Source organism: Pandoraea anapnoica (assembly GCF_902459765.1).
In the GTDB taxonomy this organism is placed as follows: Bacteria; Pseudomonadota; Gammaproteobacteria; order Burkholderiales; family Burkholderiaceae; genus Pandoraea; species Pandoraea anapnoica.
This window is the reverse complement of the sequence record NZ_CABPSP010000006.1, coordinates 55,299-71,750: the sequence shown is the minus strand read 5'-3', so window position 1 is coordinate 71,750 and position 16,452 is coordinate 55,299. Positions and strand designations below refer to the sequence as shown.

General features: G+C 64.3%; 13 protein-coding genes. 4 read left to right on the top strand and 9 right to left on the bottom strand.

Annotation, left to right across the window (positions count from 1 at the left end):
- Positions 1–51: 51 nt before the first annotated feature.
- Positions 52–2,175, bottom strand: coding sequence for an NAD(+) synthase (locus PAN31117_RS11765; RefSeq protein WP_150738501.1), 2,124 nt, complete (start codon positions 2,173–2,175; stop codon positions 52–54).
- 178 nt (positions 2,176–2,353) lie between these two features.
- A complete protein-coding gene (locus tag PAN31117_RS11760; RefSeq protein WP_150738346.1) occupies positions 2,354–3,490 on the bottom strand; it encodes a GNAT family N-acetyltransferase in 1,137 nt (378 codons plus the stop codon).
- A 205-nt stretch (positions 3,491–3,695) separates the two neighbouring features.
- On the opposite strand from PAN31117_RS11760, the gene PAN31117_RS11755 reads away from it, so the two are divergent.
- Positions 3,696–4,304 carry an NAD(P)H-dependent oxidoreductase gene (locus PAN31117_RS11755; RefSeq protein WP_150738345.1) on the top strand — a complete coding sequence of 203 codons (609 nt, stop codon included), beginning with the start codon at positions 3,696–3,698 and terminating at the stop codon, positions 4,302–4,304.
- A gap of 101 nt (positions 4,305–4,405) precedes the next feature.
- Entirely contained in the window at positions 4,406–4,972 is a 567-nt protein-coding gene (locus PAN31117_RS11750; protein WP_306440191.1) for a TetR/AcrR family transcriptional regulator, read from the top strand.
- A gap of 94 nt (positions 4,973–5,066) precedes the next feature.
- Here PAN31117_RS11750 and ppa read toward each other — a convergent pair whose 3' ends face one another.
- Together ppa and PAN31117_RS11740 are read right to left on the bottom strand one after the other, a co-directional pair.
- Entirely contained in the window at positions 5,067–5,594 is a 528-nt protein-coding gene (gene ppa / locus PAN31117_RS11745; protein ID WP_039399943.1) for an inorganic diphosphatase, read from the bottom strand.
- Positions 5,595–5,697: 103 nt separating this feature from the next.
- A complete protein-coding gene (locus tag PAN31117_RS11740; RefSeq protein WP_150738343.1) occupies positions 5,698–6,918 on the bottom strand; it encodes an alpha-hydroxy acid oxidase in 1,221 nt (406 codons plus the stop codon).
- A 139-nt stretch (positions 6,919–7,057) separates the two neighbouring features.
- Here PAN31117_RS11740 and PAN31117_RS11735 point away from each other — a divergent pair, with 139 nt between their 5' ends.
- Positions 7,058–7,918, top strand: a complete 861-nt coding sequence (locus tag PAN31117_RS11735) for an IclR family transcriptional regulator (protein WP_150738342.1) — start codon at positions 7,058–7,060, stop codon at positions 7,916–7,918.
- A gap of 59 nt (positions 7,919–7,977) precedes the next feature.
- On the opposite strand, the gene PAN31117_RS11730 is transcribed toward PAN31117_RS11735, so the two are convergent.
- From PAN31117_RS11730 to PAN31117_RS11710, 5 genes are all read right to left on the bottom strand, one after another.
- Positions 7,978–8,889, bottom strand: coding sequence for a dihydrodipicolinate synthase family protein (locus PAN31117_RS11730; RefSeq protein WP_150738341.1), 912 nt, complete (start codon positions 8,887–8,889; stop codon positions 7,978–7,980).
- Positions 8,890–8,944: 55 nt separating this feature from the next.
- The gene (locus PAN31117_RS11725) at positions 8,945–10,660 is read right to left on the bottom strand and encodes an ABC transporter permease subunit (RefSeq protein ID WP_150738500.1); all 1,716 of its coding nucleotides are present in this window, start codon (positions 10,658–10,660) and stop codon (positions 8,945–8,947) included.
- Between the two features lie 99 nt (positions 10,661–10,759).
- Positions 10,760–11,872 (bottom strand): ABC transporter ATP-binding protein, encoded by a 1,113-nt coding sequence (locus tag PAN31117_RS11720; RefSeq protein ID WP_150738340.1) that lies wholly within the window; start codon positions 11,870–11,872, stop codon positions 10,760–10,762.
- Positions 11,873–11,917: 45 nt separating this feature from the next.
- Positions 11,918–12,961: an ABC transporter substrate-binding protein gene (locus tag PAN31117_RS11715; protein ID WP_150738499.1), complete on the bottom strand. Its 1,044-nt coding sequence runs from the start codon at positions 12,959–12,961 to the stop codon at positions 11,918–11,920.
- 225 nt (positions 12,962–13,186) lie between these two features.
- Positions 13,187–14,635, bottom strand: a complete 1,449-nt coding sequence (locus PAN31117_RS11710; protein WP_150738339.1) for an FAD-binding oxidoreductase — start codon at positions 14,633–14,635, stop codon at positions 13,187–13,189.
- A 271-nt stretch (positions 14,636–14,906) separates the two neighbouring features.
- Between PAN31117_RS11710 and PAN31117_RS11705 the strand changes: the two genes are divergently transcribed.
- Complete coding sequence (locus tag PAN31117_RS11705) at positions 14,907–16,418, top strand: aldehyde dehydrogenase family protein (protein WP_246189041.1); 1,512 nt, start codon at positions 14,907–14,909, stop codon at positions 16,416–16,418.
- Positions 16,419–16,452 lie beyond the last annotated feature (34 nt).

The following is a 16,452-nucleotide window of genomic DNA, read 5'->3' as shown; positions in this document are numbered from 1 at the left end:
CGGGAACGGCATGCCGATGACAGCGCACCCGACCCGATCCGCCCTGCCGACTTATGCGTGCGGATCGTCCGGCACCGTGTCCAGATCCGCCAGCCACACCACCGACTCCGAATCGCTCGGTGCGCGCCAGTCGCCGCGCGGCGAGAGCGAACCACCCGTGCCGACCTTCGGCGCGTTCGGAATGCACGAACGCTTGAACTGGCTCGTACGGAAAAACCGATCCAGGAAGATGCGCAGGTTGCGCTTGATCGCGACCAGATCGTAGGCGTTGCGCGACGCGTGTCCCTCGTTCGGCCAGCGACCCTGCGACGCATCGTGCCACGCGCTCCACGACAGGAACGCCACCTTGCGCGGCGCATAGCCGAAGCGCAGCGTGTAGTAGAGGTTGAAGTCCTGCAACTCGTACGGGCCGATGAAATGCTCAGTGCGCTGCTCGGGCGCGCCGCTGGCCTTGCCCGGCACAAGCTCCGGGCTGATTTCCGTCTCGAGAATATCGATCAGGACGTTGCGGCGCTGTCCCTCCTTGCCGCCCTTAACGTCCTTGGCGTCCTTCGCGTCCTTCTGCGCTTTGGCCGACGCTGCGCCACCCAGTTGCCCCGTCTCCGCGACCCAGCGCACGAGATGCATGATGAGCGTCTTGGGCACGCTGGCGTTCACGTTGTAGTGCGACATATGATCGCCCACCCCGTACGTGCACCAGCCCAGCGCCAGCTCGCTCAGGTCGCCCGTGCCGATCACAATCGCCCCAAGGTGATTCGCCAGACGGAACAAGTGATTCGTGCGCTCACCCGCCTGCACGTTCTCGAACGTGACGTCGTAGACTTCCCCACCCTTCGCGAACGGATGATCGAGGTCCTTCAACATCTGCATGCAACTCGGACGAATATCGATCTCGCGCGCCGTGCACCCGACGGCGTCCATTAACTCGCGCGCCTGACGCAGCGTGCGCTCGCTCGTGGCAAAGCCTGGCATCGTGTACGCCAGAATATTCGCGCGCGGCAAACCCAGCCGGTCCATGACCTTGGCGCAGACGAGCAACGCATGCGTCGAGTCCAGCCCGCCGGACACGCCGATCACGACCTTCTGAATCTTCGACGACGCGAGACGCTGCATCAGCGCCTGCACCTGAATGTTGTAGACCTCGTGGCACCGCTCGTCGCGTCGAGCCGCATCGGACGGCACATAAGGGAAGCGCGCAATCGCGCGCGCGAGCGGCAGTTCGGCGTCGCGCGGCAGGGTGACGTCAACCTTGATCGTGCGAAAGCGCGCCACTTCGTCGGCATGACGGCGCACTGACACCCCGAACGTCGTCTGATGCATGCGCTCGCGGGCGAGGCGCTCCAGATCGACGTCGGCGAAGATCAGATGCGACTCGCTGGCGAAGCGCGCCGACTCGGCGAGCATGTCGCCGTTCTCGTAGATGAGCGCCTGTCCGTCCCACGCGAGGTCGGTCGTCGATTCGCCCTGCCCGGCCGACGTATACAGATACGCCGCGAGGCAACGCGCCGACTGCTGGGCGACCAGTTGATGACGGTAGGCCGACTTGCCCACGACCACGTTCGATGCAGACAGGTTGACGAGCACCGTTGCGCCCGCGAGCGCCGCGAACGACGACGGCGGCACCGGCACCCAGACGTCTTCGCAGATCTCGCAGTGAAAGCGCAGCAGCGGCTGATCGGCGACTTCGAAGATGAGTGCACCGAACGGCACGTCGTTGCCCAGCAGGGTAACGGTATCGACGCCAGCGTCATCCGCTGCGTTGAACTGGCGCGCTTCGTAGAACTCGCTGTAGTTCGGGAGATACGTCTTGGGGACAACGCCGTGAATGCGACCGCGCGCCACTACAACAGCGCAGTTGAACAAGCGCTGCTGCACGCGCACCGGCATGCCGACGATCATCGCAATGCCCAGTTCCCGGCTCGCGGCCACGATCTCGGCCAGCGCGGCGTCGCAGGCGTCCTGCAGGGCGCGCTGCTGGAAAAGGTCTTCGCAGCTGTAGGCAGGAATGCCAAGTTCGGGGAAGGCGACGAGCACCGCGCCCTCGGCGTCGGCCTGGCGGGCCAGCGCGATGGTCTGAGCAGCGTTGAAAGCGGGATCGGCGACGCGGCATTGCGGCACTCCGACGGCCACACGCGCGAAATCGTGATTGTAGAGATTGAGAAATCGGTTGGTCATGTCGGCGGCTACCATGCATCGCCCTTGTGCCTTGACGTCGACAGGCATACCTGTCGGGCGTTTGCAGCGATGAAGCGGGCGTAAGAATCGTCAGTATATTACGCGAGGCCCCGCCGTGCCGGGCCTGCCCTGGACCGCGCCATGTCCCGAACACACCCCCAATACGTCCCGAAATCGCTCAGGACGCCGGTCGCTTAAACGGCGTATGCGCTTCCAGCTCGCCGATGTGCTCGTCCATCGCGGACGTCTCCCGGTCGAGAAAATCCTCGATGGCCTGAGCGAATCGTTCGTCGGCAATCCAATGGGCCGACCACGTGGGCGTGGGCAACAGACCGCGCGACATCTTGTGCACGCCCTGCGCACCACCTTCGAAACTGCGCAGCCCGTGCGCAATGCAATACTCGATGCCCTGCGCGTAGCAGGTCTCGAAATGCATGCCGGAGACGAAGTCCGTCGTCCCCCAGTAGCGGCCGTACATCGTGTCTCCGCTCACGACGTTGAGTGCACACGCGAGCGGCTGGCCGTCACGCTCCGCCATGACGAGCAGCAGCGCGTCGGGCATCGTCGCGTGCACCTGCCCGAAGAACGCACGACTCAGATATGGCGAATTCCAGTGCTCGCGGTAGGTGTTTTCGTAGCACCGATAAAAGAAGTCGAGCGCTGCGTCGTCGATGTGCTCGCCGCGCAGCCACCGGTAAGTCACCCCAGCCTCGCGCACGCGCCGACGGTCCTGTTTCAGCTTCTTGCGCTTCTCCTGATTCATCTGCGCAAGGAAGTCGTCGAACGTGGCAAAGCCCGGGTTTTCCCAATGGAACTGCACGCCCTCGCGCAGCATGTACCCGGCTTCGGTGAGCGCGGCCAGATCGTCGTCGTGCGTAAACAGCACGTGGATGGACGACAACTCAAGCTGCCGTGCGAACGCAATCGCACCACGCGCCAGCGCCACACGATCCTCCTGCGTGCGCGCGAGCAGACGCGGCCCGGTCACGGGCGAGAACGGCACGGCGCACAACAGCTTGGGGTAGTACTCGAGACCGTGACGCGCGAAGGCGTCGGCCCACGCGTGGTCGAAGACGTACTCGCCCCGGGAATGCGACTTGACGTAGAGCGGCATCGCGCCGACGAGCACTTCGTCTGCATGCATGAGCAGATAGGCTGGCTGCCAACCCGTACGCTTGGCGGCGCATCCCGTCTCGTGCATCGCGTGGAGGAACGCGTGCTGCACGAACGGGTTGTCGCCCGCGAGCGCGTTCCACGCGTCGGCCGGCACGTCTTCAATCGATTGCACTACACGGATGACTACGTCGCTGCTCACTTCACACCTCGTTTGCGAACCGGCGGCTTGCCTGGCGCTTGCTTCGTGCCACCTGCTTCCGGCTATTTAGGCCAGCATGGCGCACCGCCTCTGGCCGACATTGTCGCCGAACTTGCTCTCGGCTTCAGGACGAAGATGTGACGAAAACATAACCTACCAAAAGTAAGTTACTATTAGTAGGTTATGTTTTGAAGAGGACTCAATCATGCATGCACTCGTTGTCGTCGCCCATCCCGACCCACACTCGCTCACCCATGCCATCGCCCGACGCGTCGCCGAGACGATCGCGTCTTCGCCTGCCGCCAACGGTGTCGCACACTCTGCCGAGATCGCGGATCTGGCCGCCGAAGGCTTCGATCCCCGCTTTAATGCGGCCGATCTCGCGCTGTTCAACAAGACGCTCGCTGCCCCGGCCGACGTGGCCGCCGAGCACGCCCGTCTCGACCGCGCCGACGCGCTGGTGCTCGTCTACCCGATCTACTGGTGGTCGTTCCCCGCGCTGCTCAAGGGATGGATCGACCGTGTGTTCTCGCAGGGTTGGGCATATGAAGATGTGGCGCCCGGCAAGTCGCTGAAGAAGCTGCAACGTCTGCGCGTGCATCTGGTGGCCATCGGGGGCGCGGACCAGCGCACGATGGCACGGCACGGCTACTTCGGCGCAATGAAAACGCAGATCGATCACGGGATCTTCGACTATTGCGGTGCGCAGGTGGTCACGTCGGAGTTGCTCCTCGCCTCCGACACCGGCTACCCTGAAGCGCATCTCGAGACAGCGAGGGTCATCGGACAGAAGGTCTTTCCGTCTCCCTCCTGATATCGATGTCTCCACCCGCGCCTCGGACCTCAGGTCCGGGGCTTTAGCCATTTCGTACGCCTACCATGACCTCAACTGCAGACGCCTCATCGCGCCGACGCATGCCCCGCGAAGCCCGCACCCGACAACTGCTCGACGTGGCATGGACACTGGTCGGCAGCGAGGGCACGGATGCGCTCACGCTCGGCCGTCTGGCGGAGGATGCCGGAGTCACGAAGCCGGTCGTGTACGACCACTTCGGCTCACGCAATGGGTTGCTCGCCGCGCTGTATCAGGACTTCGACGCGCGTCAGACCGCCATCTTCGATGCGGCCGTTGCAGCGGCAAAGCCAACGTTGCAGGACAAGGCGCGCGTGATTGCTTCGAGCTATGTGACGTGCGTGGTGACGCAGGGCCGCGAGATACCGGGCGTTCTCGCGGCACTCGGCGGCTCCACGGAGCTAGCCGCCGTGAAGCGGGAGTACCAGCAATCGTTCATCGCCAAATGCGCGGCGATCTTCGCGCCGTTCGCAGGTCCCGGGGGCATTCCGGCCCCCGCCATGTGGGCAATGCTGGGGGCGGCCGACGCGCTGTCCGATGCCGCTGTCACCGGCGCGATCACCGCCATTGAAGCGCAGGCGGAACTGCACCAGGTCATTCTGACGATAGTGAAGCGTCACAAGCCGTGATGCCAATGCCGCGCTCGCACCATTAAAAAACCCGGCACACGGCCGGGTTTTCTTTGCGTCGACGAACGACGCGGCAAGTTTCGCGAAGTGGAAATTACTTCTTCGCGTTCGCCACGCCTTCGGTGATTTCCTTGTGGGCGGCTTCGATGCCTTCCCAGCCTTCGACCTTGACCCACTTGCCCTTCTCGAGCGCCTTGTATTGCTCGAAGAAGTGCTTGATCTGGTCCTTCAGGTAGCCCGGCACGTCGTCGATCGACTTCATGTGTGCCGTCATCGGGCAGATCTTGTCGACCGGCACGACCACGAGCTTGGCGTCCACGCCCGACTCGTCGGTCATGTTGAGCATGCCCAGTGCGCGGCAGCGAACGACCGAGCCAGCCAGCAGCGGGAACGGCGTGACGACCAGCGCGTCGACGGGGTCGCCGTCGCCAGCGAGCGTTTGCGGAATGAAGCCGTAGTTGGCCGGGTAACGCATGCCCGTGCCAATGAAGCGGTCAACGACCAGCAGGCCCAGATCCTTGTCGGCTTCGTACTTCACCGGGTCGCTTTGCGCCGGGATCTCGATGATGACGTTGAAATCGTTGGGGAGGTCCTTACCGGCAGGCACGTGGTTGAAGCTCATGATGGCATTCCTGTGAATGAAAAATGGCATGCCGTCGCGCGGCGCGCATGCCCCGCCCACCGGCCGGATGCCACGCCGCCCGACGGCAATCGGGCGCGAAACATTATAGCGGGTTTGCCTGAATTGCCCCGCCGGAACCGTTCCCATGCACCGGAGGCAGCGCTGCCAGCCTCACCAGCCGTTCAGCCGTCAACGCGCCCACGTTTGCGCAGCCGAGCAGTTGCATCGTCGTGCGCAATTCGCTCAGCAGCAACGCCAGTACCCCATCGACACCCGGCCCGCCGCGCGCGGCCACGCCGTACAACGGCGCGCGTCCCAGCAGCACGCCCTTCGCGCCCAGCGCGACGGCCTTTGCGACATCGGCCCCGCGGCGCACGCCGCCATCCATGAACACGGACATCGCAGGCCCTCCCGAACCCGACGCGCCAACGGCGTCGACGATCATCGACAACGCCTCGACCGGCGCGAGCGTGCTGCCCAACTGGCGTCCGCCGTGATTGGAGACGATGATGCCGTCCGCACCGTGGGTCTGCGCCTGACGGGCGTCGTCCACCGTCAGAACGCCCTTGACCAGCACTTCACCCGGCCAGTGCTTGCGCACCCACGCGAGGTCGTGCCAACCGAGCGACAAGTCCATCTGACGGCTCAGCATCGCTGCGTGACGCGCCAGATCCGCTCGCTCCCCCACGCTCTGTGCGATGTTGCGAAGCTGCGGCGCGCCGCCCACCAGCATCTGCCAGCTCCAGTGCGGGTGTCGCATGCAGTCCGCCACGAGTCGCGGTGTGAAGCGCAGCGGCAGTTTGAAGCCGTTGCGCGTGTCGTGATCGCGCTTGCCGTGCACCGGGGTGTCGACGGTCAGCATCAGGGTTCGAAAGCCTGCCTCGCGCGCCCGGCGCATCATGCTCTCGGCGATGCGTCGATCCTGCTGCACGTAGAGTTGCAGCCAAAGTTCGCCATTCGGCACCGCCGCGCGCACGTCTTCGAGCAACGAGGTCGATGCCGTCGACAGCACGAACGGCAGTCCCGCACCGGCGGCTGCGCGCGCGAGCAGTTCGTCTGCGCGCGGCCAGAACAGGCCGTTCAGGCCCGTCGGGCCGACGACCATCGGGGCGGCGGCCGACCGTCCCCAGAAATTCGTCTCGCTGGATGTGGCGGAGATGTCCGTCATGACACGCGGCGCGAAGCCCCACTGCCCGAAGGCGTCCCGATTGCGCCGCAGCGCCTCGCCATCCTCCGCACCGCCTTCCAGATAATCGAAGGCCAGCTTCGTCAGGCGACGCTTCGCCGCCCGACGGTAATCCTCCACGCAGGAAAACGCGTGCATTGCTCCCCCTGTCTTGATGTTCTGGCGTGCCCAACCGCATTCCCTTCTGCGTGCCCGGAAATTGGGCAAAGTTCGCTACTTGAGCACAAACAATTGCATTACAATCACAATCATTACAATCCGAACAACCCAAACACCCATGCCGCGCTCATCCGCCGGGGCGTCGCGCTCTGCCACAGACGCCACCCAATCCACCAGCGACACCGCTTCGAGCGCCGCCGCCCCGCGTTCTTCGCTCTTCGTCGGCTCGACCGAGAAGACGTTTCAGGTGCTGCACGCCTTCGACGGCCCCGCGCGGTACATGACGCTGGGCGACATCGCCAAAGCAGCGGATCTGGATCGCAGCGCCACGCAGCGACTGGTGCATACGCTCGAAGCCCTCGGTTATCTCTTTCGCGTGCCGGAGACGAGAACCTATGGGCTGACGACTAAGGTGTTGCAGTTCTCGTACAACTACATTCGCGCCAATGAGCTGGTCGACAAGGCGTCGCCGTATCTGCTCGACATCAGCCGCCGTGTGGGCGAGACGACCAACCTGCAAGAGCTGGACGGTCACGAGATCGTGTTCGTCGCGCGCTTTCCCGGGCAACATCTGGTGAACATCGATATCGTGGTCGGCGCGCGTCTGCCAGCGATGTTCACGGCGTCGGGCATTGCGATCCTGTCGCGTCTGCCCGAAGCACGCGTGCGCGAGATCCTCTCGGGCACAGCGCTCGAACCGATGACACCGTACACGCTCATCGACGAGAAGAAGCTGCTCGAACGAATTGCGCAGACCACACGTCGCGGCTACGCCATCGTCGAGAACGAAACCGTGATGGGCGACATCTCAGTCGCCGCCCCGATCACCGATCACGACGGTCACGCCGTCGCGGCCATCAACATCTCGGTGCCGACCTCGCGCTGGACGCGTGAACGCGCAGAAGCCGAACTCGCCCCGCACATTCAGGTCGCCGCAACCTCGATCTCGAAGTCGCGGCTGTCGACGTTCCGACGCTAAGACCGCTCAGGTGCTATCCGTTGCTATCAGGCGGTGACACGCGTCACCGCCGTCACACTTCAACGTCCTTCAAAAATCGCCAGCTGACGCGCCAGTTCCTCGCGCAGTTCGGCCGACAGCGCCGGTGCGGGCGGCACGAGCGGTGCGAGCATCGCCGGTGCGTTCACACCGATCAGATCCATCACCGACTTCATCGGACCCGGGTTCGTCTCGGCGAACGCCAGATTCATCAGCGGAATCAGAGAGCGGTGCAGCGCCAGCGCGTCGGCCGTCTTGCCTTCAGACGCCAGCGAGAAGATGCGTTGCCAGGCCGTCGGCAGCAGCGACGCCGTCACCACGATCCCGCCACGCGCACCGGCCGCCACATGCAGCGGGAACAGCGTGTCTTCGCCGCTCAGCACGGCAAACGATTCGTCGACACCGGCGATGGTGCGCAGGAAATGCCACATGTCGGTGTTGCAGGCCTTCATGCCGATGATGTTCTCGTGGCGCGACAGCTCATGCAGCACTTCCGGCGCAATCGCGATACGCGTGCGATACGGAATTTCGTAGATGAGGATGGGCAGCGGCGACTCGTCGGCGTAGCGCAGGAAGTAGTCGCGAATACCGGCTTGCGTCGGGTTCGTGTAGTACGGCGTGAGGACCAGCAGACCGTCGGCACCAGCAGCGGCGAAGTCGCGGCCAGCCTCGATGGCGTCGTGATAACCGGGGTCGAGCACGCCCGCAATCACCGGTACATCGCGGCCGTGGTCGCGCACTTCCTGTGCCGTGAGTTCGGCCATGCGAACGCGCTCGGCGCGCGAGAGTGCACCGTACTCACCGGTGCCGCCCAGCGGCACCACACCGTCGATGCCTTGCGCCAGCAGGTAACGCATGAGTGCACGCGCGCCTTCGATGTGGATCGTGTCGTCGGTGTGCACCGGCGTGGGGATGGCCGGAAAAATGCCTTTCAGTTGTGCGGAGCGAAGCATGAGTTAAACGTCCGTGAATCTTGAGTTCGTAGGAATCGGATACGACATCCGTGCGTCAGGTCGCCAGACTGCGGCGGCGCAGTCGCTCGGCCACCCAGATCAGTGCGGCGATGAAAAGGAACAGGCACGTGGAGACTGCGGCGATCACTGGCGAGATCTGCATCGTGATCTCGTCCCAGAACTGCTTGGGCAAGGTGGTCGAGAGGCCGCCCGACGTGAATAGGGCAATCGTGAGTTCGTCGAACGACGTCGCAAACGCGAACAGGAACGACGACAGCAGACCCGCACCGAGAATCGGGAACGTCACCCGGCGCAGCGTCGCCCACGGGCGAGCGCCCAGGCTGTACGCCGCCAGATCGAGACGCGTGTCGTAGTTGCGCAGTACCGCCATCATCGTGATGACGACGTACGGCACCGCCACCACGGTGTGCGCGAGCGTCAGCCCCACGCTGGAGCCGACCAGACCGATCTTCGCGAAGAAATAGAACACGCCGACGGCGAGGATCATGCGCGGCACCACAATCGGCGCGAGCACGAAGGCGAGCATCGCCGATTTGCCGCGCATGCCACCGCGTACCAGCAGGAACGCCGCCGGGGTACCGATGAGCATCGACAGCAAGCCTGCGCCGATCCCCACAAGCATCGAACGCGTGACTGCCTGCATCCACAGCGGCGAATCCCAGATCTGCTGGTACCACTGCAACGAGAAGCCCTTCGGCGGCCACGCCAGCCCCGAGGCCGAGTCGAACGACATCGGAATCATCAGCAACGCGGGAGCGGCGAGGAACACGACCAGCAGGAAGACGACCACACGCAGCACCAGACCGTCGCCCTGCTCCGCCTGCGCACCGCGCCCTTTCGGGAACGCGCGCAGCAACAGATCGGTCGCGGTACCGAGCGTCGCGAGCACCTTCTCACCGAACGTGCGTGTCCAGCCACCACGGCGCTTGCCAGCTTTCACATCCCCTGCGCCACCCGCCATCGTCGACAGACCGACCATACGGTCGTAGACGAAGAACACCACCAGCACCACGGCGAGTAGCAGCACTGAGATCGCTCCGGCAAAGCCCCAGTTCAGGGCCTGCATCACCTGATCGATGATGAGCTGCGTGATCATGGTTTCGTGACGACCGCCGAGCAGTGTCGGCGTAATGAAGAAGCCGATGGACGTGACGAACACCATCAGCGCACCGGCGGCCACTCCCGGCAGCGACAGCGGGAAGTACACGCGCCAGAACACCGTGCCGGGACGTGCGCCCAGCGTCGAGGCCGCGCTCGGCAGACGCCGGTCGATGTTCTCCATGACGGAGAGCATCGTCAGCACAGCCAGCGGCATGAGGGCATGCACCATCCCCAACACCACGGCGGGGAAGCTGTAGAGCAGCGACAGCGGCTGATCGATCAGCCCGAGATCGAGCAACGTGCGGTTCACGACGCCGTTACGCCCGAGCAGCACCACCCAGGCGAACGTGCGCACGAGAAAGCTCGTCCAGAACGAGAGCAGCAGCCAGAACAGCAGGCGTTGTTTGCGCGCGCCGCTGAGCGTGGAGAGCCGGTAGGCAATCGGGTACCCCGTGAGTACCGCGAAGAAGGTCGTGTAGAGCGAGACCTTGAGCGTGATGAGCAATACCTCGACGTATACCGACGAGGCGAACAGTCGCTGATATTCGGCGAGCGTAAAGCCGCTCTCGCCGCGAATGCTCAGCAACAGCAACTGGCCGACCGGATAGATCAGCATGACGGCCAGCAGAATGACGATGGGGGCCGCCATCAGCAGCGGACGCATGCGCGCGCGCCAGCGTGCCCGGCGCGGGGCTGGCTGAGCGGGTTGGGAGGACGAAGGACGGACCACGGCAGATGCACTCATGGCTTACCCCGCAATCGCCACGGCGTCGTCGGCACGCCATGCGAGGCCCAGCGTCTGACCGATTTCGAAACGGTTGCCCTGACGGCGGGTCGGGAACGCGGCCACGAGCGACTTGCTCGCGTCGCCGCCCGTCACGGTCGATTGCAGGTACAGCTTCGTCATGCCGCCCGTGACCATGATGTCGGTCAGCTTCGCCGAAATCGTCGCCATGCCTTCACCGGCAGCTTCCGTGTCGTGCAGATGCAGGTTCTGCGGGCGCAGCATCAGCTTGACGGTGCGGCCCTGCTCAACCTGCGGGTCGTAGACCATCGCGCCTGCACCGTTCGCAGCCGTCACGCCCGGCATGGCCACGCGCACCTGATCGCCGGAGCGCGTGAGCACCGTCGCATCGAGCAGGTTCGACTCGCCAAGGAAATCGGCCACGAACACGCTCTTCGGACGGAAGTACAGATCGTCGGGCGTACCGAGTTGCGCGATCTCGCCTGCGTTCATCAGACAGATGCGATCGGACATCGTCATCGCTTCTTCCTGATCGTGCGTGACGTAGACGATGGTGGTGCCCAACTCCCGGTGAATGCGCTTGATTTCGAGCTGCATGTGATCGCGCAGCTTCTTGTCGAGCGCTCCCAGCGGCTCGTCCATCAGAATGATCGACGGCCGGTAGACCATGCAGCGCGCGAGTGCGATGCGCTGCTGCTGGCCACCCGAGAGTTCGCGCGGATAGCGCTCTGCCACATGCGGCAGATGCACCATTTCCAGCGCGTTCATGACCATCTTGCGAGCGGCCTGTGCGTCGGTGCGACGCATCTGCAACGGGAACGCAATGTTCTCCGCCACCGTCATGTGGGGGAACAGCGCGTAGTTCTGGAACACCATGCCGATGTCGCGCTCGTACGGCGCGCCGTACGTGACATCGGTCCCATTGATGCGGATGGCCCCCGCATCGGGCTGCGACAGACCGGCGATGAGCGAGAGCAAAGTGGTCTTGCCCGAGCCGCTGGGGCCGAGCAAGGTCAGGAATTCGCCCTGGGCGACATCGAGGTCGGTCGGCGCGAGGGCGACAAAATCGCCGTAACGCTTGGACAGGCCCGAAACTTGAAGATTGGCAACGGTCATGAGATCAGCACCCCAAAAAACATGAAACGGAACAGCAGGTGAGGATCAGGTCAGGATCCAGCGGTTAAAGCGTTCGAGCGCCACGCTCTGGTTCTGCTGCCAGAACTGCGCGTTGATGTGCACGCCGCTCTTCATGTTGTCCGGGAACGTCGGGCAGTTCTTTGCGATCTCGGGCTTCACGAAGTTGAACGCTTCCGGTTGCGTCATGCCAGCCGGGAAGTACTTGGTCAGTTCCGCCTGACGCTTCGGATCGCTCGCGAACTTGATGAACTCGCGGCACGCGGCTGCATTCGGCGTGCCCTTGAGGATCGACCAGTTATCGCAGCCCCAAATGTTCTGGTTCCACACGATCTCGACCGGCACGCCGTTGGCCTGTGCCGACTGCGCACGCGACGCCCACGTGGCGACCATGTCCACTTCGCCCGATCCGAGCATCTGCTCGACCTGCGCGCCCGTCGTCCACCACACGGCAACCTGCTTGGCGATCTTGTCGAGGCTCTTGAACGCTCGGTCGAAGTCGCACGGGTACACTGAGCCCGGTGCTACGCCATCGGCGAGCAGCGCTTCTTCGATGGTGTCGAACGGATACTTGCGAATCGAGCGACGGCCCGGGAAGTCCTTCACGTTCCACAGATCGGCCCAGGACGACGGGGCTTTGCGGCCCTTGAACGCGTCGGTGCGATACGCCAGCACCGTCGAATAGACGTTCGTACCCACGCCGAACGGCGACATGTATTGCTTCGGAATCTTCGCGATGGTCGGGTCTGCTTCCAGACCGTGACGCTCCAGATACTCCTTGCCACCCGACGTCAGCAGCAGAATCGCGGGCTGGCTGATCTTCGCCATGTCCCACGTGTAGCTGCCCGCCTCGACCATGCTCTTGATCTGCGCGGTCGGCTCCGCATTGGCCTGCACGCCGACGACCTCGATGCCCGTCGCCTTGGCGAACGGCTTGTAGTACACGGCGTCGTACGCCTTGGTGTAGATACCGCCGTCGTCACGCACCACGATGCGCTTGGAGGCGGCGCGCGAGGGCGTCCACACGAACGGGAAGGCAACGGCGGCCGCGCCGACGATGGCCGTCTTCATGGCCGTGCGACGGCCCGGTTGTGCGAGCGTCGCTTCGCTTTTCTTGGTGGTATCGAGCGGGCTTGCGGAGGTCTTGCGTTTCATCATGGTCTCCGGTCTTGACTGGGAGGGTGGGCGCGGCGACGGACAGCAGGCTTGAAGAGACAGCCGCCGCCGCGCGCGCAGTTATGGCAAAACAAACAGCAAAACTTGAAAAACGTGTGTGCGTGGATCCGTGCGCGATGCTTACGGAACGAGACGCCCCGGATTGAACAACTGGTTCGGATCGAGCGCCGCCTTCACTGCGCGCATCAGCGCCAGTTCTGCGGGGGCCTTGTAGCGCTGCATCAGCGGCAGGCCCGTTTGCCCGACACCATGCTCGGCACTGAACGTGCCCGACAGACGCGCGGCGACATCGTTGACCGCAGCGCGCATCGCGTCGCCCATGGCCGCGCTGTCGGCCAGTGCCGCCCACGCGTCGAACGAGAACATCGGAATGAAGTGGACGTTGCCGTCCCCCATGTGGCCGACGATGGCGATGTCGAGCCCCGGCACGATGGCGTGCACGGCGCGCGTCGACGCGTCGATGAATTCGGGCACGCTCGACACCGGCACGGCGCAGTCGGTGGTCAGGCCGATGGCGGCCTTCTTGTTCGCCTCGCTCACGCTATGGCGCACTTCCCAGAGATCGGCGCGCTGCGTTTCGTTCGCGGCGATGACGGCGTCTTCGACCAGCCCTTGTTCGATGGCTTCGCCCAGCGTTTCGGTAAGCACCGCTTCGAGGCCCTCGGCATCGCGCGTGTCGCCCAGTTCGACAAGCACGTGCCACGCATGGGTCGCAGTAAGCGGATTGCGGCGGTTCGGCACGTTCGTCAGCACCAGATCGAGCTGGTGACGGTTCATGATTTCGAACGCGGACAGACGTGAGCCGCAGGCGTTCTGGAACATGCCGAGGATGTGCAGCGCGGCGGCCGGATCGCGCGGCGCGAACCACGCGAGCGAGTGATGCGTGGGCAGCGGATGGAGCTTGAGCGCGGCCGCCGTGACGATGCCGAGCGTGCCTTCCGCGCCGATGAACAGATGCTTGAGATCGATGCCGGTGTTGTCCTTGCGTAGCGCACGCAGACCGTCCCAGATGGTGCCGTCGGCCAACACAACTTCGAGACCCAGCACGTTCTCGCGCGTGTTGCCGTAACGCAGCACGCTCGTGCCGCCCGCATTCGTCGAGAGCGTGCCGCCGATCTGGCACGACCCTTCCGCCCCGAGACTCACCGGATACAGACGTCCGACGTCGGCCGCCGCATCCTGCACGGTTTTCAGAATGCACCCAGCCTCGACAACCATCGAGCCGTTGGCCGCGTCTACCTGACGGATATGCCGCATACGCGCCAGATTCAGAATGACCGGGGCTGGGCCGTGAGTCGGCGGCACTGCGCCACCGCACAGGCTGGTATTCCCGCCCTGCGGGAGGATCGACACACCGGCCGCTGCACACAGCTTCACAATGTCGCTCACCTGCTCGGTGGACGACGGCAGCACGACACACAGCGCCTCGCCCCGATAACGGCCGCGCCAGTCTTCGGTATAGCCAGCGGTATCCGACTCGCTTGTGAGCACGGCATCCGCGCCGAGCGCTTCCTGTAACCGGGTCAATAGCGGGGTCAACAGCGTATCTTGGGTCACAGCGTCGTTCATCGCCTGCCTGCTCCTGAATGCTTCGGTTCGACTGCCTCGCCGGGTCCGTCCGTCGTTGAACCCGACGGTACGCAGCGAACTGTAGTGCCATGCCAGACGCCCGTCTGGCGATTCGATGTGATCAAGGATAGGCGATAAAAAATTGCAATAAAATATCTTTAATTGCAATGCACTCATTTTAGGTGTTTATGCGGATGTGACCTATACGACGGTCAATGCCCTCGTGAGTTAAGTGATAATGGCTCCACCCTTTACACGAGGTGCAGTCGACATGCCCGAAGCTACACACTTCATCGGCAATCGCTGGGTCGCCCCCGCCAGGCGCGGCGGTGTTTCCGCGATGTCTCCGCTATCCCCTTTGTCCCCTTTGTCCCCGCTGTCGGCCAATGCGGCCAACACTGTCATTGCCGTCATCGATCCCTCGGACGGGCAGCCGTTCACCGAAATCGCCCGCGGCGACGCCGAAGACATCGACCGTGCCGTGAGTGCGGCGCGCGCCGCCTTCAACGGCGACTGGGGCCGTACCGCCGCCGCCGAGCGCGGGCGCACGCTCTACGCATTCGCCAGCCTGCTCGCCCGTCATCAGGAAGCACTCACCCAACTCGAAGCCCGCGACACCGGCAAGCCCCTCAAACAGGCCCGTGCCGATGCCGCCGCTATCGTGCGGTACTTCGAGTTCTACGCCGGAGCCGCCGACAAGCTGCACGGCGAGACGATTCCCTATCAGCAGGGATTCACCGTGTTCACGGTGCGCGAGCCGCACGGCGTGACCGGTCACATCATTCCGTGGAATTACCCGTTGCAGATCTTCGGACGCAGCGTGGCCGCCGCGCTCGCGACGGGCAACGCCTGTGTCGTCAAACCGGCGGAAGACGCGTGTCTCTCGCTGCTGCGCGTGGCGGAGCTGTCGCTCGAAGCCGGGTTGCCGCCGGGCGCGCTCAATATCGTGACGGGCTACGGGGCCGAAGCCGGTGCTGCACTGGCGAAGCATCCGGGCATCGATCACATCTCGTTTACCGGCTCGCCCGCCACCGGCACGCTGATCTCGCAGATGGCCGCCGAGAACCATACGCCGGTGACGCTCGAACTCGGTGGCAAGTCGCCGCAGATCATCTTCGCCGACGCCGATCTGGACGCCGTGATGCCGGTCGTCGTGAACGCCATCGTGCAGAACGCCGGGCAAACCTGCTCGGCAGGTAGCCGTCTGCTGGTGGAGCGCGATGCATACGAGGGCGTCCTCGCGCGACTGGCCGAAGCGTTCGCGCAGCTGCGCGTGGGGCCGTCGCATGACGATCTCGACCTCGGTCCGCTCATCAACGCGAAGCAGCAACAACGTGTGTGGGACTTCCTCTCCGAAGCCCAGCACGACGGGATTGCCGTGATGTCGCAGGGCGAAGTCGTGGGCAGCGCGCCGGAGGCGGGCTTCTATCAGGCCCCGACGCTGCTGCGCGATGTCCCCGACACGCACCGTCTCGCACGCGAGGAAGTCTTCGGTCCGGTGCTCGCGGCCATGCCGTTCGCCGACGAAGCCGACGCGGTGCGACTCGCCAACGGCACGCTTTACGGACTCGCTGCCGGTGTCTGGACGCGCGACGGCGCACGTCAGATGCGACTGGCCCGCGACATTCGCGCCGGTCAGGTCTTCATCAACAATTACGGCGCTGGCGGCGGTGTGGAGTTGCCCTTCGGCGGCATGAAGCACTCCGGCCACGGCCGAGAAAAGGGGTTCGAAGCCCTTTACGGATTCACCACACTCAAGACCGTCGCCATCCGGCACGGGTGATTCGCTTCCTTTGCGCTTACTTCGCACTTTGGAG

Coding starts and splice junctions, on each gene's coding strand:
- PAN31117_RS11765 (WP_150738501.1), bottom strand. CDS start 2,175: ATGACCAACCGATTTCTCAATCTCTACAATCACGATTTCGCGCGTGTG.
- PAN31117_RS11755 (WP_150738345.1), top strand. CDS start 3,696: ATGCATGCACTCGTTGTCGTCGCCCATCCCGACCCACACTCGCTCACC.
- PAN31117_RS11750 (WP_306440191.1), top strand. CDS start 4,406: ATGCCCCGCGAAGCCCGCACCCGACAACTGCTCGACGTGGCATGGACA.
- ppa (WP_039399943.1), bottom strand. CDS start 5,594: ATGAGCTTCAACCACGTGCCTGCCGGTAAGGACCTCCCCAACGATTTC.
- PAN31117_RS11740 (WP_150738343.1), bottom strand. CDS start 6,918: ATGCACGCGTTTTCCTGCGTGGAGGATTACCGTCGGGCGGCGAAGCGT.
- PAN31117_RS11735 (WP_150738342.1), top strand. CDS start 7,058: ATGCCGCGCTCATCCGCCGGGGCGTCGCGCTCTGCCACAGACGCCACC.
- PAN31117_RS11730 (WP_150738341.1), bottom strand. CDS start 8,889: ATGCTTCGCTCCGCACAACTGAAAGGCATTTTTCCGGCCATCCCCACG.
- PAN31117_RS11725 (WP_150738500.1), bottom strand. CDS start 10,660: ATGGCGGCCCCCATCGTCATTCTGCTGGCCGTCATGCTGATCTATCCG.
- PAN31117_RS11720 (WP_150738340.1), bottom strand. CDS start 11,872: ATGACCGTTGCCAATCTTCAAGTTTCGGGCCTGTCCAAGCGTTACGGC.
- PAN31117_RS11715 (WP_150738499.1), bottom strand. CDS start 12,961: ATGAAGACGGCCATCGTCGGCGCGGCCGCCGTTGCCTTCCCGTTCGTG.
- PAN31117_RS11710 (WP_150738339.1), bottom strand. CDS start 14,635: ATGAACGACGCTGTGACCCAAGATACGCTGTTGACCCCGCTATTGACC.
- PAN31117_RS11705 (WP_246189041.1), top strand. CDS start 14,907: ATGCCCGAAGCTACACACTTCATCGGCAATCGCTGGGTCGCCCCCGCC.